1 protein-coding gene is annotated in these 22382 nt (G+C 74.5%); it reads right to left on the bottom strand.

Annotated elements, in window-relative coordinates:
- Nucleotides 1-14: 14 nt before the first annotated feature.
- The gene (locus tag ABD810_RS19190) at nucleotides 15-22226 is read right to left on the bottom strand and encodes a non-ribosomal peptide synthase/polyketide synthase (protein WP_344941670.1); all 22212 of its coding nucleotides are present in this window, start codon (nucleotides 22224-22226) and stop codon (nucleotides 15-17) included.
- Between the last annotated feature and the right edge of the window lie 156 nt (nucleotides 22227-22382).

Raw genomic sequence — 22382 nt, 5'->3', positions numbered from 1 at the left:
CGCAGGGACAGGTGTCACTTGTTCAGCGCCTCCGCGCGGCGCACGAGAGCGCGCAGCGCCCGGAACCAGGTGCCGGCCAGGTCTCTGACCGCCTCCTCGGACAGCACCGTGGAGGCGAAGGACCAGTGGGCGACGAGTTCCGGCCCGCCGGGGCGGTCCTCGGTCAGCGCGTTGACGGTCAGCAGGTGCGACATCGGCATGTCCGGATCGGCGTCCAGGTCCGCGGCGTCGTCCTCGGGCGCGTAGGACCAGTCGGCCGCCTCCGGACGGGCGAAACGACCCATGTAGTTGAACTCGATCTGCGCCTCGCCCAGCCGGGCCAGCTCCGGTCCGGTCACCGGGTTCAGGTGCCGCAGCAGGCCGTGACCGATGCCGGCCGCCGGCAGCGCGGCAAGATGCTCCTTGACCCGGGTCAGCGCGCGGTCGAGGTCCGGGCCGCCCGCCAGCGCGTCGGCGAGGTCGACGGGGCCCGGGTCCAGGCGGACCGGGACGACGCTGGTGAACCAGCCGACCGTGCGCGACAGGTCCGCGTCGCCCGCGAGTTCCTCCTCGCGGCCGTGGCCCTCCAGGTCGACCAGGACCGAGGTGCCGCCGCTCCCCCCGTCGGTCCGGCGGGCGCGCCAGTCGGCGACCGCCAGCGCCAGCGCCGTGAGCAGCACGTCGTTGACGGTCGCGCCGAAGGCGGCGGGCACCCGGCCGAGCAGCGGTGCCGTGAGGCCGGCGGGCAGGGCCTGGGACAGGTACCTCGTGGTGGCGACCACATCGCGCTCGGGGTCGAGTGCCCGAGCGACGGGAAGCGGGTCGGCGCCGGAGAGGATCGAGGTCCACAGGGGAAGCTCGTCCTCGCGGGCCGGGTCCGCGGCCCGCTCGCCGAGCAGGTGCGACCAGCGCCGGAAGGACAGCCCGGCCGGGGCGAGCTCCACGGGCCCGCCTGCCGTGACGTCCCGCCAGGCCGCGGCGAGGTCGGGCAGCAGGACCCGCCAGGACACGCCGTCCACCACCAGGTGGTGGATCAGCAGCAGCAGCCGTCCGGGACGTCCACGGCCGGCGTCGAACCAGACCGCCCGCACCATGTCCCCCGCGTCCGGATCGAGCCGGGCACGGGCCTGGTGCGCGTGCCGGGCGATGGCCGCGCGCAGCGCCGTCTCACCGGCGCCCGCCGTGTCGACCCGTACCAGCATGGACGTCACGTCCACCGAACCGGGGGCAGGCACCCGCAACGCCCACGACTCGCCGCCGTCGCCGCCGGGGGTCCGCTCCAGGCGGGCCCGCAGCATGTCATGCCGGTCCACGACCGCCTGAAGTACGGTCCTGAGGCCGGGCTCGTCCAGGGTCGCGGGCGTCTGGAGCAGGGCCGCCTGGTGGTACCCCTGGATCGGGCCGCCCCGCTCCCGCATGGCGTGCATGATCGGGGTCAGCGGAACCGTTCCTGTGCCGTCGTCGTGCGCCCGGTCGCGGGAGCCGGGGTCCAGCGCAACCGCGACGGTGGCCAGGGCCGCGACCGCGCGGTGCTGGAAGACCTGGCGCGGAGTGATGCCCAGGCCCGCCGCGCGGGCGCGGCTGACCAGGTGCATGGCGACGATGCTGTCACCGCCGAGGCCGAAGAAGTCGTCGTCGGCGCCGGCCACGGGCAGGCCGAGCACCTCGGCGAAGAGCGCGCACAGCGTGCGTTCCACCTCGCCTGCGGGCTCGCGCCCGCCGGCGCCCGCCGTGAAGTCCGGGGCGGGGAGCGCCCCGCGGTCGAGCTTGCCGTTGGGGAGCAGCGGCAGCTCGTCCAGGATCACCACCGCCGCCGGGACCATGTACTCGGGCAGGGACGCCGCGGCGTGCGCACGCAGGGCGCCCGGATCCGGCGACCCGATGTCCGGTACGACGTAGGCGACCAGCTGCTTGATCGGCGGCCGGTCCTCCCGGGCGACGACCACGACCTGGGCGACGGACTCGTGCCGGTCCAGCACGGCCTCGATCTCGGCCGGCTCGACGCGGAACCCGCGTATCTTCACCTGGTGGTCGGCACGACCGCCGTACTCCAGTTGCCCGGCGGCGTTCCAGCGGGCGAGGTCGCCGGTGCGGTACATGCGCGCGCCGGCCTCGCCGTACAGGTGCCCGTACGGGTCGGCGACGAACCGCTCGGCGGACAGGGCCGGACGGCCGAGGTAGCCCCGGGCCAGCCCGGCGCCGGCCAGGTACAGCTCTCCGGTGACCCCCGGGGGGACGGGCCGCAGGGCGGCGTCCAGCACGTACGACCGGGTGCCCGCCACCGGCCGGCCGATCACGGGAGACGCGCTGTCCCCGACACGGGCGGCCAGGGCGTCCACCGTGGCCTCGGTCGGGCCGTAGAGGTTGAACGCCTCGGTCGAGCGCAGGGCGGCCAGCTCACTCCACAGCGAGTCCGGCACCGCCTCGCCGCCGACGCCGACCACGGCGAGCGGGCACTCGCCGTCCTCGAACAGGCCGGTGCCGGCCATCTGCGCGAGGAAGGAGGGCGTGACCTCGATGAAGTCGAGCCGCTGCTCGCGGATGGCCTTGGCCGTCAGCTCCGGGTCGCGGCGCGTCTCGTCGTCCAGGATGTGCAGCGCGTGCCCGTCCAGCAGCCACAGTTGCGGCTGCCAGGAGGCGTCGAAGGAGAACGACCAGGCGTGGCCGACACGCAGGTGCCTGCGGCCGGTGACGCGCTTGGCCAGGTCGTGGAGCGTCCGGCGGTGGCTGTGGAACAGGTTGACGACGCTGCCGTGGCAGACCACCACGCCCTTGGGCATGCCGGTGGATCCGGAGGTGTAGATGACGTACGCCGGGTGCCGGGGGTCCGGGGCCGTGGTGAGGTCGTCGCCTGGCTGCGCGGCGAGCCGTCCGCCGGTCTCGGGAGCGTCCAGGCGCAGCATCGGGATCCCGCTGCCGGGGAGCGTGTGTCCCGCGCCGGTGAGGATCAGCAGGGGCCTGGCGTCGGCGAGCATGCCGAGCACCCGCTCCGTGGGCAGGTCGGCGTCGAGGGGCAGATAGGCCGCGCCCGACTTCAGCACGGCGAGCATCGCCGGCAGGAAGTCCGCCGAGCGCGGTAGCGACAGGGCGACGATCCGCTCCGGTCCCGCGCCGTGCTCGACGAGCAGGCGGGCGAGCCGGTTGGCGCGCTCGTTGAGCTCGGCGAAGGTCCAGGTGACCTGGTCCGACACGACGGCCACGGCGTCCGGCGCGGCGGCCGCCTGGGCCTCGAAGAGCGCCGGGATGGTGGCGGGCGTGCCGGGGGCGACGGCGGGGATGGTGTGGTTCCAGGCGGTGAGGACGGCGTGGCGGTCGGCGGGGGTGAGGACGTCGACCCGGCCGACGAGCCGCCCGGCGTCGGCCGTCATCGCCTCGAAGATCCGCACCATGGAGCCGGCCATGCGCTCGGCCGTCGCGCGGTCGAACAGGTCGGGCCGGAACTCCGCCGTCAGGGTCAGCCGGTCGGCGGGCTCGACCGCCCAGGTGAAGGGGTAGTGGGTGGAGTCCTGGTGGTCGAGTACGGCGGTGCGCAGACCGTCAGCCGGTCCCTCGGCGCCGGGGTAGGACTCGAACACCACGAGCGTGTCGAAGAGCTCGCCCAGGCCGGCCCGGCGCTGGATGGCGGCCAGGCCGGCGTGCTGGTGGGCGATGAGCCGGGACTGCTCGTCCTGGAGGCGGTCGAGGAACGCCGACAGGGGCTCGTCGTGGCGCAGCCGGACGCGGACGGGGACCGTGTTGATGAACAGCCCGATCATCGTCTCGGCCCCGTCGAGCTCCGGGGGCCGCCCGGAGACCGTCGCGCCGAAGACCACGTCGTCGCGGCCGGTCAGCCGGGACAGCAGGATGCTCCAGGCGCCCTGAACCAGGGTGTTGAGTGTCAGGCCGCGGGACCGGGCGAGGGCGGTGAGGGCCTCGGTCGTCTCCCGGGTCAGGCGCGTGGTGTGCGTCTCCGGCACGAGCGGAGCCCGGTTGGGGTCGGCGTGCGCCAGGTGGGTCGGCTCCTCCAGTCCGTGCAGGGCCTCGGCCCAGGCGGCGGCGGAGGCGTCCGCGTCCTGCCGCGCGAGCCAGGCGAGGAACTCCCGGTACGGGGCCGGACGGGCCGGCAGGCCGGTCCCGCGGCCGTACAGCTCGGACAGCTCCCGCATCAGCAGCGGCATCGACCAGCCGTCGAGCAGCAGGTGCTGGTGGGAGATCGCCAGGCGATGACGGCCGGGACCCATGCGGGCCAGCGTCATCCGCAGCAGCGGCGGTTCCGCCGGCGTGAACCGGCGCCGCTCGCCGGCGAGGTGCCGGGTCCACCGCTGTTCCCTGGCCTCCTCGTCCAGCTCCGACAGGTCCACCTGACGCCACGGAAGGGCGGCCGTCCGCGGTACGACGGCCACCGGACGGCCGGAGGACAGGTACCGGAAGCCGGCGCGGAGGTTGTCGTGCCGGTCGAGCAGGGCCTGGCCGGCCGCGCGCAGCCGGGCGGCGTCGAGCGGGCCGTCGATGTCGTACGACACCTGGACGGTGTAGACGTCGGGCCCCTCGGCTCCGGAGTCGAAGGAGGCGTGGAACAGCAGGCCCGCCTGGAGCGGCGTCAGCGGCCAGACCTCGCCCGCGCCCGCGACCTCGGCACGCTCGTCCTCGGTGAGGGTGAGCGGCTCGGCGGAGGAGGCCGGGTCGCCCGCGGCCTCCAGCGCTCCGGCGGCGGCGGCCAGCGCGGCGGCGGTCTTGTGCCGGAAGACATCTCGGGGGGTGATCGCCAGGCCGGCCGACCGGGCCCGGCCGGCCAGCTGCATGGCGACGATGCTGTCACCGCCGAGGGTGAAGAAGTCGTCCTCCACCCCCACGCGTTCGAGACCGAGCACGCCGGCGAACAGCTCGCACAGCAGCTGCTCGCGCGGGTCGCGCGGCCGTGTTCCGGTCACCTCGGCCGCGAAGTCGTACGCGGGCAGGGCCTTGCGGTCGAGCTTGCCGCTGGGGGTCAGCGGAAGGGCGCCGACGGCGACGAATGCCGACGGGACCATGTACTCGGGAAGCGCGGCGCGGGCCAGGTCGCGCAGGGACGCCGGGCCGGGCGCCTCCCGGCCGGGCGCCGGGACGACGTACGCCACCAGCCGCTGGTCGTGGGCGGCCACCGTGGCGTGCGCCACCGTCTCGTGGCGCGCCAGCACCGCCTCGATCTCGCCGAGCTCGATACGGAAGCCGCGGACCTTGACCTGGTCGTCGGCCCGGCCGAGGAACTCCAGCGTCCCGTCACGGTTCCAGCGCGCCAGGTCGCCCGTGCGGTACATGCGCGTGCCGGGTGCCCCGTACGGGTCGGCGACGAACCGCTCGCCGGTCAGCCCTGGACGGTCCAGGTAACCCCGCGCGAGCTGGGCGCCCGCGAGGTACAGCTCTCCGCCGGCTCCCGGAGGCACCGGGCGCAGGGCGTCGTCCAGCACGTACACCCGGGTGTTCCACACCGGCCGCCCGATCGGGACGACGCTCGCGCCGGGCGGGACGCGGATCGCGGTGACGTCGACGGACGCTTCGGTCGGCCCGTAGAGGTTGTGCAGTTCGGCGGGCAGGACGGAGTGGAAGCGGGCGGCGAGGCCGGCGGGCAGCGCCTCACCGCTGCACATCACCCGGCGCAGTCCCGTGCACCGGGCGGCGGCGGGGTCCTCCAGGAACGCCCGGAGCATCGACGGCACGAAGTGCACGGTGGTGACCTGCTCGTCCCTGATGAGCCCGGCCAGGTACGCGGGGTCCCTGTGGCCCTCCGGCCTGGCCACGACCAGCGCCGCGCCGGTGATCAGCGGCCAGAAGAACTCCCACACCGACACGTCGAAGCTGGACGGCGTCTTCTGGAGCACGCGGTCGCCGGCGGTCAGGCCGTACTCCTCCTGCATCCACAGCAGGCGGTTGACGATGCCCTCGTGCGGCACCACCACGCCCTTCGGCCTGCCGGTCGAGCCGGAGGTGTAGATCACGTACGCCGGGTGCCGGGGGTCGTAGGCCGAGGGCGGCTCTCCCGGCGGGCCGTCGGGCAGCCCCTCGCGCAGCACGCAGACCGGCCGGGCGTCCTGGAGCATGAACGCGACCCGCTCCGGCGGATAGCCGGGGTCCAGCGGGAGGTAGGCCGCGCCGGTGCGGTGCACCGCCAGCAGGGCGACCACCAGGTCCACCGAGCGTGGCAGCGCGACCGCCACCGTGCGCTCCGGGCCCGCCCCCATCCCCGCCAGTGCCCGTGCGGCGCGCTCGACCTGGATGTCCAGTTCGGCGTAGGTCAGGCGGCGGTCGCCGAAGACCAGCGCGAGCGCGTCCGGCGTCCGGGCGGCCTGGGCGCGGAACAGCTCCGGCAGGGTGGTCGCCTCCACCGCTCGCGCGGTGTCGTTCCACCGCTCGACGACCAGCCGCCGCTCCGAGGGGTCCAGGACCTCGATGCGGTTCACCGGCAGTCCGGGGTCGGCAACCACCTGCTCCAGCAGCCGGACCAGCCGCCTCGCGATCCCCTCGACCGTGTCGCGGTCGAACAGGTCGGAGCTGTACTCGATCCAGCCCTGGATGCCGCTGTCGTCACCCTGCTCGATGAAGTCGAAGCTCAGGTCGAACTTCGCGGTCTCCTGGCCGACAGGTTCGTGCCGCGCGGTCAGCCCGGGGAAGCCGGGCGCGCCGCCCTGGCCGGTGAGGTAGACGACCATCACCTGGAACAGCGGGTGCCTGGCCAGCGAGCGGGCCGGGTTGATCGCCTCGACGACCCGCTCGAACGGCAGGTCCTGGTGCTCGTAGGCGGCCAGGTCCGTCTCGCGGACCCGGGTCAGCAGCTCGCCGAACGTCGGCGTTCCGGACAGATCGGTGCGCAGCACCAGGGAGTTGACGAAGAATCCGACCAGGTCTTCCAGGTTCTCGTCGGTCCGTCCGGAGATCGGCGCGCCGAGGGGGATGTCGTCTCCGGCTCCGAGCCGGTGCAGCAGCGCGGCCACGGCGGCCTGGGCCACCATGAACATGCTGACGCCCTGGCTCCGGGCGAGGCGGCGCAGGCCTTGTTCCAGCTCGGGGCCGAGTGACAGGCCGACCGCGCCGCCGCGATGGCTGCTCTCGGTGGGGCGTGGCCGGTCGGCCGGGAGCGCCAGTTCCTCGGGCAGCCCCGCCAGGGTCTCGCGCCAGAAGGCCAGCCCGCGCGCCTGCGGGCTGCTCGGGTCCCCGGCGTCTCCGAGCATGTCGCGGTGCCAGAGGGTGTAGTCGGCGTAATGGAGCGGCAGCGGCGCCCAGCCGGGCGCCCGGCCGTCGCGGCGTGCCTGGTAGGCGGCGGTGAGGTCGCGCCACAGGGGCCGGTCGGACCACTCGTCACCGGCGATGTGGTGCACCACCAGCAGGAGCACGTGCTCCTCCGGGGCGAGCTGGAAGACCCAGGCCCGCAGCGGTGGTTCGCGGTCGATCTCGAAGCCGAGGCGCGCCGCCTCGGCCAGCCGCCGGGGAAGCTCCTCCTCGGTGACCTGCTCCACGCGCGTGGTGATGCGGACCTGGCCGGGATCGAGGATCCGCTGGTAGGCGAGTCCGTCCCGCTCGGGGAACACCGTGCGCAGGCTTTCGTGCCGGACCGCCAGATCCCGCACGGCGGCGTCCAGCGCGGAATGGTCCAGCGGGCCCGACAGCCGCCAGGCCATCGGGATGGTGTAGGCGGCGCCGGGACCCTCCAGCCGGTGCAGGACCCACAGCCGCTGCTGGGCGAAGGACAGAGGCGGGAACTCGGGCCTGGCCACGGGGGCGGGCGCGGGCGTGCCGTGCCCTCCCTCCCGCAGCCGCTCGGCGAGCCGGGCGGCGGTGGGCGCCTCGAAGACGGCTCGCAGGGTGACCTCGGCGCCGAGCGCCGAGCGGATGCGGCTCACCAGTCGCATGGCCAGCAGGGAGTGACCGCCGAGCGCGAAGAAGTCGTCGTCGGCGCCCACCCGTTCCGCGCCCAGCACGGCGGCGAACAGCTCGCAGAGGATCTCCTCACGGGCGTCGCGGGGACGCCGTCCCGGCGTCGGCGCCGCCGGATCGGGCGCGGGCAGCGCGTGGCGGTCCAGCTTGCCGCTGATCGACCTCGGCAGGGCCGGGAGCCGCGCGAACGCCGCCGGGACCATGTGCTCGGGCAGCGCCGCGGCGACATGCGCGCGCAGGGCGGCGGGGCCGATGGCCCGGCCGGGCGACGCGACCACGTAGGCCACCAGGCGCCGTACGCCGGGGTGGTCCTCGCGGATCGTCACGGCGGCCTGCGCCACGTCGGGATGGGCGCGCAGCACCGCTTCGATCTCGCCGAGCTCGATGCGGAAGCCGCGCAGTTTGACCTGGTCGTCGGCCCGGCCGAGGAACGTGAGGGTGCCGTCGGCCCGGCGGCGCGCCAGGTCGCCGGTCCGGTACATGCGGCTGCCGGGCTTCCCGAACGGGTCGGCGACGAACCGCTCGGCGGTCGGTCCCGGGCGGCCCAGGTACCCGCGGGCCAGTCCCTCCCCCGCCAGGTAGAGCTCCCCCGCCACCCCGGCGGGGACAGGACGAAGCGCGTGGTCCAGCACGTGGGCGCGGGTGTTGGCCAGCGGCGCGGCCCAGGGTTCCGGCCGGTCAGCACCGGCGCCGTGCCATCCATAGGCGTCGACGGCGCACTCGGTCGGCCCGTACAGGTCGTGGACGACCGTGCCGGGCAGCGCGCGCAGCCGGTCCCAGAGCGGGGCGGGGGTGGCCTCGCCGCCCACGGCGATGAGCCCCGGGCGATGGCGGCCGGGGTCGAGGAACCCGTGATGGACCAGTTCCTGGAGGTAGGTGGGGGTGAGGTCGACGAAGTCGATGCGCTCATCGGCCAGGTAGTCCAGGAGGGCGGCCGGGTCGGTCATGGTGTTCTCGTCGGCGACGTGCAGTTCGTGCCCGGCGAGCAGCCACAGCAGGGGCTCCCACGAGCCGTCGAAGCTGAACGACGCGGCGTGCACCGCGCGAAGCGTCTCACGTCCCGCCGCCCGGCGGGCCGGGTCGATGAGGTCCTCGCGGTGGGAGCCGAACAGATTGCTCAGGCCCCGGTGGGTGCCGACCACGCCCTTGGGCCTGCCGGTGGAGCCGGAGGTGTAGATGACGTACGCGGCACCGGACGGCAGCGCGCGGACGGCCGGGACGTCATCGGAGCGGTTCCACGGCCGGCCGGGGAGCCCGGCGTCAAGTCCACGCGCGACCGGGGCGTCATCGCAGACGGGCGGCCGGTCGGGGAGTCCCGCGCCGGTGGTGGCGGGACGGCCGTCGCCGGGGTGCTCTTGCGGCTCGGACGGATTCGGGACGAGGTCGAGCAGGATCGTCTCCGCCCGCCCGGCCGGGAGCCGGGGCGCGAGGGCCGTGGTGGTGAGCACGCAGACGGGTGAGGCGTCGGCGAGCATGAACTCCAGCCGCTCGGCCGGGTACCCGGGGTCGAGCGGCAGGTAGGCCGCGCCCGCGGCGAGCACGCCGAGGATCGCGGGCACCATCTCGGCCCGGGGCAGGGCCAGCCCGACCACGCTCTCGGCGCCCACCCCGCGACACAGCAGCAGCCGGGCGATGCGCGCGACCTCGGCGGACAGCTCTCCGAAGGTCAGCCTGCGGCCGTTCGCGACCAGCGCGACCTGGCCGCTCCGGGTGCGGGCCGCCTCGGCGAACAGCTCGGGCACCGTGCGCCGTTCCACCGGGCGCGCGGTGTCGTTCCAGGCGCCGAGCGAGGCCTCCAGCTCCGCGCCGGTCAGCACGGGTATCCGGCTGACCGGCTCATCGGGGGCGGCGGCCAGCCTGCCCAGCAGGGTCACGGTGCGCTCGGCCAGCGCCCGCGCCGTCCCCGGGTCGGCGAGGTCCGCGGCGTACTCCAGCAGCAGCGTGACGCGGTCCTCGCCTGCGTGGTCGACGAAGGTGAAGTCCAGATCGAACTTGGCGGTCTCGAGCCGCGTCGGCCACCACTGGGTGGGCAGGTCCAGCACGTCCGGGTCGCCGCCGGGGCGGTAGTGGTAGCCCAGCATGACCTGGAAGAGCGGATTGCGTCCCGGCACGCGAGGCGGGTTGACCGCTTCCACGACCCGCTCGAAGGGCAGGTCCTGGTGCTCGAAGGCGGCCAGGTCCGCGTCCCTGACCCGGGCCAGCAGCTCGGTGAACGTCGGGTCGCCGGACAGGTCGGCGCGCAGCACCAGGGTGTTGACGAAGAATCCGACCAGGTCGTCCAGGGCGCCGTCGGTGCGTCCTGCGATGGGGGCGCCGAGCGGGATGTCGGTGCCCGCGCCCATCCGGTGCAGCAGCGCGGCGACGGCGGCCTGGAGCAGCATGAACATGCTGGTGCCGGTCTCGCCGCACATGGCGCGCAGGGCGCGGGCGGTGCCGGCGGGCAGTTCCCGCCGCACCATGCCGCCCCGGCCGCTGGGCTCGGCGGGACGGGGCCGGTCGAGCGGGAGCGGGATCTCCTCCGGCAGGCCGGCCAGCGCGCCGGTCCAGAACTCGAGCTGCCGGGCCCCCTCGCTTCGGGGGTCGGCCGGCTCACCGAGAAGCCGGTTCTGCCAGAGGGTGTAGTCGGCGTACTGCACCGGCAGCGGCGCCCATCCCGGTGCTCCGCCGTCGCGGCGGGCCCGGTACGCGGTCGCGAGATCGGCGAGGAACGGCCGGTCGGACCATTCGTCGGTGGTGATGTGGTGCAGCACGATCGCCACCACGTGGTCGTCCGCCGCGACCCGGAACACCTCGGCCCGCAGCGGGGGTTCCGCGCCGAGGTCGAACGGACGGCCGACGGCGGTGGCGATCCGGGCGTCCAGCTCTCCCTCGGGGCAGTCCTCGACGGTGAAGGGCGGATCGGCCTCGGCCGTGATCAGCTGGTACGGCTCGCCCTCGTGCTCGGGGAAGACGGTGCGCAGCGCCTCGTGACGGCCTGCCACGTCGCGCAGCGCCTGGCGGAGCGCGACGGTGTCCAACGGGCCGCGCAGCCGGAAGACCAGCGGGAAGTGGTAGGCGTCGCCGCCGCTGAGCCGCTCGGCCAGCCACAGCCGCCGCTGCGCCGGGGAGACCGGGACACGCTCGGGGCGGTCGGCCGGCTCCACGGCCGTCCGGGCGGGCCGTCCCGCCTGCGCGCGGCCGGCCAGCAGGGCGGGCGTCGGGGCCTCGAACAGGTCGCGGATGGCCAGCTCGGCGCCCAGCTCCGTGCGCGCCCGGCTGATGAGCCGGGTGGCGAGCAGCGAGTGGCCGCCGAGGTCGAAGAAGGCGTCCTCCGCGCCGACCTTGGGCAGGCCGAGGACCTCGGCGAAGAGCCGGCAGAGCACCTCTTCCTGAGGTGTCCGCGGTTCCCGGCCTCCCGCGGACCGCGTCGCGGGCTCGGCGTCCGGCAGCGCCCGTATATCGAGCTTGCCGTTGTCGTTCATGGGCAGCCGGTCGAGCGTCACGAGGGCGGCCGGGACCATGTAGTCGGGCAGCCGCCGCCGCAGGTCCTCCCGCAGGCGGCGCACGAGGCCGCCCGCGCCGCGCGCCGCCGTCGGGGTACTGGCGTACGGGGGCGTGCCGCCGCCGGGCAGGTGGAGACCCGAGGTCACCCGGAACCCGCCACGCACGAAGACGGCGTCGTAGCGGCCCGGCTCGCGTGACCAGGTGGTGAGCAACCGGTAGCCCTCCTCGGCCGCCAGTGCGTGCAGCGCCTCGGGCTCCACTCCCTCGGTGATCGTCGCGCCGCGCTCGCCGGCGGCCCGGGCGTCGGGCACGCCGACGATGCCCAGCCGCTCCGGCCGCCGCTCGCGCAGACGGCGCGCGAGCCCGTCCACCGATCCCGGCCCGCCACCGGAGCCGGCGGCCAGATCGCCCCGCCGCGAGGCCGGGTCGCCGTCCGGGGCGGCGACCTCCGCCCACTCCAGCACGGGCTCGTCGCCGAGCCGGACGTCGGGCTCGCCGTGGTAGAGGATGGCGTCGTAGCGGTAGCGGGCCAGCTCGTTGTGGTGGTGCCCCCGCTTGGTGCGCAGGTCGACGCCGAGGCCCAGGGTCGAGAAGTAGTCGGGGTCGACCAGGAGCTCCTTCTCCAGCGCGAGGCTCCGGTCGACGGCCGCGGCGAGCTCCTCGGGGCCGGCGTCCTCCCCCGCCCGGGTGAGCTGGACGGCCGTGTGGAAGGCGCGGGCGAGCCGCTGGTTCCGTACGTCGCCGACGAACATCGCGCCCCCGGGCACCAGCAGCCGCATGGCGCCCTGGATGACCTCGGTCAGATGGCCGGCGCTCGGGAAGTACTGGACGACGGAGTTGATGACGATCGTGTCGAAGTAGCCGGTGGGCAGCCCGTCGGTCACGTGGGCGGGCAGGTGGCGCAGCTCGACCTTGGCGGCCAGTTCGGGGTCGCGGCGCAGGTCCTGGCCGATCTTGCGGATCACCGGTGCGGCGAGGTCCGTCGCCCAGTACGCCTCCGCCTCGGGCGCCAGCCGGGACAGCAGCAGGCCGGAGCCGACGCCGATCTCCAGGATGCGGCGCGGGCGCAGCTCGCGGATGCGGGCGACGGTCTGCTCGCGCCACTCGCGCATGTGCTCGACCGGGATGGGCCGCCCGTCGTAGCTGCTGTCCCAGCCCGCGAAGTCCTCGGCGAAGACGGCGGTGCCGATCTGCTCGTACTCGTCGGAGTAGATCTCCTGCCACTCGCCGATGCGCTCCCGTTCCGCGGACTCCCGCTCCTCGGCGGTGAGCTCGGCGGGCACCACGTAGCCGACGAGGCGGCGGGCGCCGGGGGCGGAGGGGTCGTCGCGGGCGATGACCGCGGCCTGGGCGACCTCGGGGTGCTGGGCGAGCACGGTCTCGATCTCCCCCAGCTCCACCCGGTGACCACGGATCTTGACCTGGTCGTCGGTGCGGCCCAGGAAGTCCAGGTTGCCGTCGGCACGGCGCCGCACCAGGTCCCCGGTGCGGTACATGCGCTCGCCGGGCCCGCCGTACGGGTCGGCGACGAACCGCTCGGCGGTCAGTCCCGGTCTGCCGAGATAGCCGCGGGCCAGGCCGACCCCGGCGATGTACAGCTCGCCGGGGACACCGTCGGGGACCGGGCGCAGCCAGGCGTCCATGATGTGGCCGCGGGTGCCGCGGATGGGACGGCCGACCGTGGGGGTGGGGCTGTCATCCGTGCCGCCGCCGAGGGTGTTGATGGTGTACTCGGTGGGGCCGTAGAGGTTGTAGCCGTAGGTCCCTTCGGTGTCGCGGAGCCGGCTCCAGACCGTCTCCGGCACCGCTTCGCCCCCGAGCAGCACCAGCGGCGGGCGGTGCCCGTCGAGCAGCCCTTCCTCCAGCAGCAGGTGGGCGTAGGTGGGGGTGACGTTGACGACGTCGACGCGGTGGGTCTCGCAGTAGGCGACCAGGGCCTCGGCGTCGCGCCGCAGTTCCTCGTCGCAGACGTGCACCTCATGCCCTTCGACCAGCCAGAGCAGTTCCTCCCACGACATGTCGAAGGCGAAGGAGACCGTGTGCGCGATGCGCAGCCGGCGCCCGCCGGCGGAGGCGACGGCCGGGGCGAAGATCTCCTTCTGGTGGTTGAGCAGCATGTTGGTCAGGCCCCGGTACGGCGTGACGACGCCCTTGGGACGCCCCGTCGACCCGGAGGTGTAGATGACGTACGCCGGGTGTTCCAGGCTGAAGCGGGGGCGGTCGGCCTCGGTGACCGGCTCGCCGGAGAACCCCGCGAGTTCCCGGATGAGCGCCGGGTCGTCGAGCCGGAGTCGCGGGACGTCCGGCACGCCGCCCTCCAGCCGGCCGGAGACGGCGGTGGTGGTCAGCAGCAGGGCCGGCCGGGCGTCGGCGAGCGTCATCCTGAGCCGGTCGTCGGGATGGTCGAGTTCGAGCGGCAGGTAGGCGGCACCCGTGCGCAGGACCGCGAACAGGGCGACGACCATGTCGATGGAGCGCGGCAGGGCGAGCGCGACGATCTTCTCCGGCGCCGCGCCGTGCGCGAGCAGCGACCGGGCCATGCGGTTGACGCGGGCGTCCAGGTCGGCGTAGGTGACGCTCTGGCCGCCGAAGACCAGCGCGGTCGCATCCGGGGTGCGGGCGCTCCGCGCGGCGAGCAGGTCGGCGATGGTGTCCCGGATGGCCGGGACGCGGCTCTGCGCCCGCTCCCGCTCCAGCGCGGCCCGTTCGGCGGGCAGCAGGGGGTCCAGACGACCGGCGGGCGCGCGAAGGTCGCCTGTCAACCGGTCCAGCAGCAGGGTGAAGCGGTCCAGCAGGTCCCGCGCTCGCGTACCCGCGATGACGTCGGGGCGGTAGGCGAGCGTGACCCGGATCCGCTCGCCCGGCGTCACGATGAGGTTGAGGGGATAGTGGGTGGCGTCGACGTTGGCCACGGCGGTGGCGCCGTGGCGGCGCGACAGCTCCGCGAGCCGCTGCTCGGTGTCGCCGTCGCGCAGCACGAAGAGGGTGTCGAACAGCTGCCGGTGCCCGCTCTCCGACTGCACCACGCCAAGGCCCAGGTACTCGTACGGCATCAGGGCCAGGCGCTCGTCCTGGACGCGTCGCAGCAGGTCCAGCACCGGCTCGGCCGGGTCGAAGGCGATGCGGGCGGGGACGGTGTTGAGGAACATGCCGATGACGTTCTCGACGTCCGGCACCTCGCTCGGGCGGCCCGCGACCGTCGTGCCGAACACCACGTCGGTGCGGCCGGTGGCACCCGCGAGCACCAGTCCCCACGCGGTGGTGAGCACCGTGTTGAGGGTCAGGCCGTTCCGGCGGGCCGCCTCGCGCGACCGCTCGCCAAGGCCGGTGGGCAGGACGGCGTCCAGGCTCTCCGGGATGACCGGCTCCAGGCTCCGGTCGCCGGCGGCGAGCAGCGTGGGTTCTTCCAGGCCGCTTAGGGCGCTGCGCCAGGCGCGCGTGGCGACCCCGGCGTCCTGGGCCTCCAGCCAGGTCAGATAGTCGCGGTACGAGCCGGGGTGCGGCAGCCCGCGCTCGTCACCGCCGGTCTCGTACAGCGCGAAGAGCTGGCCGAGGAAGAGCCACGCGGACCAGCCGTCCCACAGCAACAGGTGCCGGCCGATGACCAGGCGGTCGCCACGGCCCTCGCCGAGACGGATCAGCAGCATCCGGAACAGCAGCGGCCGGGCCAGGTCGAACCTGCGGGTCCGCTCGGCGTCCATCAGCTCCCGTAGCCGCTCGTCCTGCTCGGCGGCGGGCAGGCCGGTCAGGTCGGCCTCTTCGAGCGGCGGTTCGGGGTCACGGACGATGAACTGCACCGGCCGGCGCAGTCCTTCGCTGGTGAACCCGGCGCGCAGGCTGGGGTTGCGGGCCAGCAGCGCTCTGGTGGCGGCCCGCAGCCGTCCGGCGTCGACCCCGGCGGCGAGGTCGAAGGACTCGTGGACGGTGTAGACGTCCAGGCCGCCCGCGTCGTACGTCGAGTGGAAGAACAGGCCCTCCTGGAGCGGCGCCAGCGGCCAGATGTCCGCCACCGCGCCACCGCCGAGGCGCCGTACGTGCTCGCGTTCCTCGTCCGTCAGTTCGAAGCCGGAGCCCGGGTCGCGCGGCTCCGCGGCGACGGTCACCGTGGCGGCGGCCGCCAGACGGGCCGGAGTGCGGTGCTCGAACACGTCCCGGGGGCTCAGGCCGAGCCCTGCCCGCCGGGCACGGCTGGAGACGCCGATCGAGCTGATGCTGTCGCCGCCGAGCATGAAGAAGTCGTCATCGACGCCCGCCTCGTCGAGCCGCAGCACGGCGGCGAAGATCTCGGTGAGGACGCGCTCGCGTTCGCCACGGGGAGCACGCGCCGGGACGCGGACCGCCTGGGGGGCGGGGAGCGCGTTGCGGTCGAGCTTGCCGCTGGGGGTCAGCGGAAGGGCGTCGAGCTCCACATACGCCTCGGGCACCATGGACGCGGGCAGCACGCCGGCGAGGTCGGCGCGCAGCGCGGCCACGTCGAGAGGACGTCGCGCCCCCGGTGCGGGGACGACGTAGGCGACGAGCGCCGCTCCGTGGACGCTCACCGCCGCCTGGGCGACCGGCGCCCGCCCGGCCAGCGCGGCTTCGATCTCGCCGGGCTCGATGCGGTTGCCGCGCAGCTTGACCTGCCGGTCGGTGCGGCCCAGGTACTCGACAGTGCCGTCCTCACGGCGGCGCACCAGGTCTCCGGTGCGGTACATGCGCTCGCCGGGCCCGCCGTACGGATCGGCCACGAACCGCTCGGCGGTCAGGGCGGGCCGGGCGTGATAGCCCCGTGCGAGCTGCACGCCGGTCAGGTAGAGCTCCCCGGGCACACCGGCCGGGACGTGGCGCAGGCAGGAGTCCAGCACCCGCAGCCCGGTGTTCCACACCGGGCGGCCGATGGGCACGGTCGCGTCCGGCGCGCCGTCGTAGCGGTGATAGGTGACGTCGACGGCGGCCTCGGTGGGGCCGTACAGGTTGTGCAGCGGCACCCCGGTGAGCGCCCGCCAGCGCGCCGCGGCGGACCCGGGCAACGCCTCGCCGCTGCTGAGGACGCGGCGCAGCGAGGCGGCCCAGGACGGGTCGCCGGTGATCTCCTCGGCCCCGAGGAAGGCGTCGAGCATCGAGGGCACGAAGTGCATCGTGGTGACGCGCTGCTCGCGGATGAGCGCGGCCAGATAGGCGGGATCGCGGTGCCCGTCGGGGGCGGCGAGCACGACGGCGGCGCCCTCGCACAGCGCCCAGAAGAACTCCCACACGCTCACGTCGAAGCCGGAGGGCGTCTTCTGCAGCACCCGGTCGTCGGCGCGCAGCCCGTACTCGCCCTGCATCCAGGCCAGCCGGTTGACGATGGCGCGGTGGGTGACCAGGACGCCCTTTGGGCGGCCCGTCGAGCCGGAGGTGTAGATCAGGTACGCCGCGTCGTCCGGGCGGGCGTCCGCACGGACCGGGCCGGCGGAAAGGCCCGCCGGACCCGAGGGGGCGTCCGCACGGACAGGGCCGGCCGCGGGAAGATCCGCCGGACCCGAGGGGGCGTCGAGAACCAGCGGGCTGAGCCCGTCGACGCCGGGCAGTCTCGGGAGCGTGGCCGTCGTCGTGACGACCGTGCTCGCGCCGGAGTCGGCGAGCATGTACGCGATGCGGTCGGCCGGGTAGTCCATGTCGATGGGCAGGTAGGCCGCTCCGGACTTCAGCACCCCGAGCAGGGCCACCATCAGGTCGGCCGAGCGGGGCACGGCGACCGCGACGATCCGCCCCCGGCCGGAGCCTCGGGCGCGCAGCCACCGGGCCAGGGCCTCGGCGCGCACGTCCAGTTCCTCGTACGTGAGGCTCTCGCCGTCGTGGACCACGGCCGTGGCCCCCGGGGTGCGCGCCACCTGGCTCTGGATGGCGGCGGCCAGAGTGGTCCCGGGAAGCTCCCGATCCTCCCCGCGCATTCGGGCGCGCGCCGCCTCCTCCTCCGACAGCAGGTCGACGCGGGCGGCGGATCGCCCCGGGTCGTCGGCCATCGCCAGGAGGATCCGGGTCAGCCGGTCCGCGACCCGCCGTACGGCCTCACCGTCCAGCCGCTGAGCGTGGTATTTCAGGCGCAGGTCCAGCCGTCGGCCCGGCTTGACGATGAGGGCGAGCGGGTAGTGGACGGCGTCGTTGAACTCGTGACCGGTGATCCGGACCGTGCCGGAGGGGTCGGCGAGGCCGGTTCCCGCGGGGTAGTTCTCGAACACGACGAGGGTGTCGAACAGCTCCCCGGCGCCGGCGAGCCCGGCGAGGCGCTGGAGTTCCGACAGCCCGAGGTGCTGGTGGTCCAGCAGCCGGGCCTGCTCGTCCTGGAGACGTCCCAGCAGGCCGGCGAGGGTGGCGGCCGGGTCCCACCGGAAACGGGTCGGCAGGGTGTTGATGAACAGGCCGACCATGGACTCGATGCCGTCGACCTCGGCGTCGCGGCCGGAGACGGTGGTGCCGAAGACCACGTCGTGCCGGCCGGTCAGCCGCCCGAGGAGCAGGCCCCACGCCCCCTGGACCATCGTTCCGAGGGTCACGCCGTTCTCCCGCGCGCGAGCGGCCAGCCGGGCGGTGGCGCGCTCGGGCAGCTCGACGCGCACCTGTTCCGGCCTGAGCGGCGCGCCGTCCGCCGGGGTGCCGACCAGCCGGGTCGGCTCGTCGAGCCCGTCGAGCGCGGTCCGCCAGGCCGTGCGGGCGGCGTCGCGATCGGCCACGGACAGGCGGCGCAGGTACCGGCGGTAGGGCGTCACCTCGGGCAGGGCGGCGGCACCGGCACCGGCACCGTAGGAGGCCATCAGCTCGCGGTGCAGCACCGGCAGCGACCATCCGTCGGCGACGATGTGATGGAACGTCAGCATCAGGAGGCTGCGGTCACCCCCGAGCCGCACGAAAGCGCACCGCACCAGCGGCGGCCGGGCCAAGTCGAAGCGGCGGGCGCGCTCACCGGCCGCGACGGCGTCGACGAGCGCAGGGCGCTCCCCCGCGTCCCGGCCCGTCAGGTCCACCTCGTGCCAGGGAAGGTCCAGCCCACCGGCCACGATCTGCACGGGCCGGCCGTCCGGGCGCGGGCGGAAGCAGGCGCGCAGCGGGGCGTGCCGGTCCAGGAGTGATCGGGCCGCGCGGCGCAGGGCCGCGCCGTCGACCGGGCCGGTCAGCTCGATGACCTGCTGGACGACGTAGGCGTCACCGGCCGAGCCGTCGAGGAGGGAGTGGAAGAAGAAGCCCTCCTGGAGCGGGCTGAGCGGCAGCACGTCCTCGACGGTGACCGGGTCCTCGCCCAGGACCTCCGCGAGCTCGGCCTGCGACAGCCGGACGAGCGGGAGGCCGTCCTCGCCGTCCCCGGCGTCCGCCTGCTCCACCGCGACCTGGGCGAGCGCGGCCACCGTCCGGTGGCGGAAGACGTCTCGGGAGGTGAGCCGGAGTCCTGCCGCGCGGGCGCGGATGAGCAACTGGATGGCCACGATGCTGTCGCCGCCGAAGGCGAAGAAGTCGTCCTCGGCGGAGACCGACGGCAGGTTCAGCACCTCGGCGTACAGCGAGCAGAGCAGTTCCTCGCGGGCGCCGCGCGGGGCGCGGCCGGAGCTGAGGCCGGCGTAGTCGGGGGCCGGGAGCGCGGCGCCGTCCAGCTTGCCGCTCGGGGTGACCGGGAGCCGGTGAAGGGGGACGATGGCGGAGGGGACCATGTACTCGGGGAGCCACTCGGCCGCGTGCGAGCGCAGTGTCCTCATCAGCGCGGCGACGTCCCGGAACGGCGCGGGGCGGTTGGCGTGCGGGAAGATGCCGGCCGGGCGGTACAGGCCGCCGGGCGGCGTTTCCCCGAAGACCACGTCGAGGCCGCCGTCGTCGGCGTGGCCGTTCCAGGTGACGGCCACGCGGTAGCCGTGCCGGGCGCCGAGCGAGTGCAGCAACTCGGGGTCGGCGCCGTTCTCCGGGGCGGCCGGACGGCTGCCGTCCTCGATGTCCCGCAGCGCGGCGAGGTCCTCGGCGAGCCGGGCGTTGGGCACCCCGGTCACCCGCAGCCGGGCGGGGCCCTCGGCCAGCCGCGCGTCCAGCTCGCCGAGGCCGCCGATCTCGGACCAGTGGACCTCCTGGGCATCGTGAGGCGCCGGCGCCGCCTCGGCCGAGGCCCGCTTCCGCAGCACCACGTCGTAGCGGTACCGGGTCAGTTCGTTGTGGGTGGCGCCCCGCTTGACGTGTACGTCGGCCTCGAAGTCCTCCAGCGCCGCGAAGAAGTCGGGGTCGAGCAGCAGCTCGCCCTCCCAGAGCACGGACCGCTCGACGGCGGTCCGCAGGGCCTGCTTGTCCTCCGGGTCGGCGCCGCGCCGGGTCTCGACGGCCGCGCGCAGGCAGCGCAGCAGGCGCAGGTTCCGTACGTCCCCGACGAACAGGTGACCGCCGGGGGCCAGCAGCGTCGCCGCCGCGCGCAGGACTCGCGCCAGGTACTCGGCGCTGGGGAAGTACTGGGCGACGGAGTTGAGCACGATGGTGTCGAAGAAGTTTTCTGGCAGTCCGGTGACATCGTGCGCGGGCTGGGCGCGCAACTCCACCCGGCCCTCCAGCTCCGGTACCGCGCCGGCCTGGACGCGCAGCGCGCGCACCGCCTCCTCGGAGACGTCGGTGGCCCAGTAGGTCTCGCAGCCGGGTGCGACGCGGGAGAGGATGAGCCCGCTTCCCGCGCCGATCTCCAGCACCCGGCGGGGCTGCAGCGCCTCGATGCCGGCGACCGTGGCGTCCCGCCACTCCCGCATGTCCGCCACCGGGATGGGCAGGCCGTCGTACATGCTGTTCCAGCCCGCGAAGTTCTCGCGGAAGTCCTCTGAGCCGGCGGCGGAGTAGAGCAGTTCGTGCAGGTCCTTCCACTCCCCGACCTGCTCGGTCTCCTCGCGGCCGGCCTCGGCGACGAGCGATGGGACCACGTAGGCGGCCAGCCGCCGGTCACCGGGCCGGTCCTCGCGGACCAGGACCGCGACCTGGTCGACGGCGGGATGGCCCCGGAGCACGGACTCGACCTCGCCCGGCTCGATACGGAAGCCGCGGATCTTCACCTGGGAGTCGACGCGGCCGAGGAACTCAAGGCGCCCGTCGGACTTCCAGCGCACCAGGTCGCCCGTGCGGTACAACCGCTCCCCCGGGGCGCCGAAGGGGCAGGCGACGAACCTTTCCGCGGTCAGGTCCGGCCGCCCGAGATACCCCCGCGCCAGACCGGCGCCGCCGAGGTACAGCTCGCCCGCGACCCCCGCGGGAACCGGCTCAAGGCGGGCGTCGAGCACGTAGGCTCGCGTGCCCGGGTCGGGGCCGCCGATGGGCACGATGGCGCCGGGCGGGGTGTCGGGGTCGCACAGGCCGAGGGTCGAGTTGGTGGTCGCCTCGGTCGGGCCGTAGGCGTTGAACATCATCCTGCCGCGCGCATAGCGGCCGACCAGCTCGGGTGACACGCGTTCCGTGCCGGCCAGCAGGGTGGCGGGCGGAAGCCGGACGTCGTCCGGCATGGCGGCGAGCAGGGCCGGGGGCAAGATCATGAAGGTGACGCCGTTGGCGTTCGCGTAGTCGGCGAGCGGCGCGCCTGGCACCCGGCGTTCGGCCGGTACGACGACGAGGCGGCCCCCGGAGAGCAGACCGAGGCACAGGTCCCAGAAGGCCACGTCGAAGCCGGGCGAGGCGAACTGCAGGACACGGCTGTCCGGCCCGACGCCGAAGCGCTCGCTCTGCGTGGCGACGAGCTTGGCGACGCCGGCGTGCGTCAGGACGACGCCCTTGGGACGGCCGGTGGAGCCCGAGGTGTAGATCACGTACGCCGCGTTGCGGATGGTCAGCGGCCCCCGGTCCGCCTCCGCCGGATCGTGGCCCGGCCGCGCCGCGAGCTCCCGCACGGTCTCCGGCGCGTCGAGGACCACCGGTTCCATGCCGTCGCACGCGGGGATGGCGTCCGCCGTGCCGGCGGTGGTGACGAGGCAGGCGGGTGCGGCGTCGCCCAGCATGTAGGCGATGCGGTCGGCCGGGTAGTCGGTGTCCAGCGGCAGGTACGCGGCGCCGGACTTCAGCACGGCGACCTCGGCGACGATCAGCTCGGCCGATCGGGGCAGGGCGAGGGCCACCACACGCTCGGGACCGGCACCGCGGGCGATCAGCAGGTGGGCCAGGCGGTTGGCGCGCTCGTCGAGCTCGGCGTAGGTGAGACGGGTGTCCTCGAATACCAGGGCGACGGCGTCCGGCCGGCGGCGGACCTGCTCGGCGAACATCTCCGGCCAGGTCAGCGGCTCGACCGAGTGGCCGGTGTCGTTCCATTCGACGAGGATCCGGCGCCGCTCCCGCGCGCCCAGCAGTTCCAGCTCCGCGATGGGGGCCTCAGGACGGGTGAGGCCGTCGGCCAGCAGCGTCGTGTAGTGGCCCAGCAGCCGTTCGGCGGTCGCGGCCTCGAACAGGTCCGTGCGGTAGGTCACCCGTACCTCCCCCGCGGTGACCTCCAGCACCACGTCCAGCGGGCCGGCGGTCTCGGCCGGGGTGCCGCCGTGTGCGAAACCGGTGTTGAAGAACGCCGCGCCGCCACGCGTGGGCTCGGGCCTCAGCTCGGCCACCAGGTGGGAGAGCGGGACCCGGTGCGCGCGCGCCTCCTCGCAGGCCCGGGTCACGCGCCGCACGACCTCGCCGAAGGCGGTGTCACCGCTCAGCTCCACCCGCACCGGCGATCCGTCGTATCCGACGGTGATGTCACCGGAGCCGCCATAGCGGTGCAACAGCGCGACGTACGCGGCGAGCAGCGACATCTCGGGTGCGGTACCCGTGAGCACGCGGCTGCCCGTCTCCCGGTCCGCGGAGGCCTGCGACGGATAGGGGAAGTCGACCGGAAGGACCGTTTCCTGCGGAAGCGGAGCCAGCCGCCGACCCCAGTACGCCATCGCCTCTTCACTAGCGGACACAGGTGACCGCGCCTCCCAAGCTTGACGGAACCGGCTCAGCCGAGCCCTGACCGCACCACATACTAAGGTAAGCATTACCTAAGTAATAGACCTCCCCGCGCGAAGGCGGCCGGATCGGTGGGGGCTAAAGTTAAG

The sequence above is a fragment of the Sphaerisporangium flaviroseum genome (assembly GCF_039537005.1).
Classification (GTDB): Bacteria; Actinomycetota; Actinomycetes; order Streptosporangiales; family Streptosporangiaceae; genus Sphaerisporangium; species Sphaerisporangium flaviroseum.
This window is presented reverse-complemented; position numbering and strand designations above follow the sequence as displayed.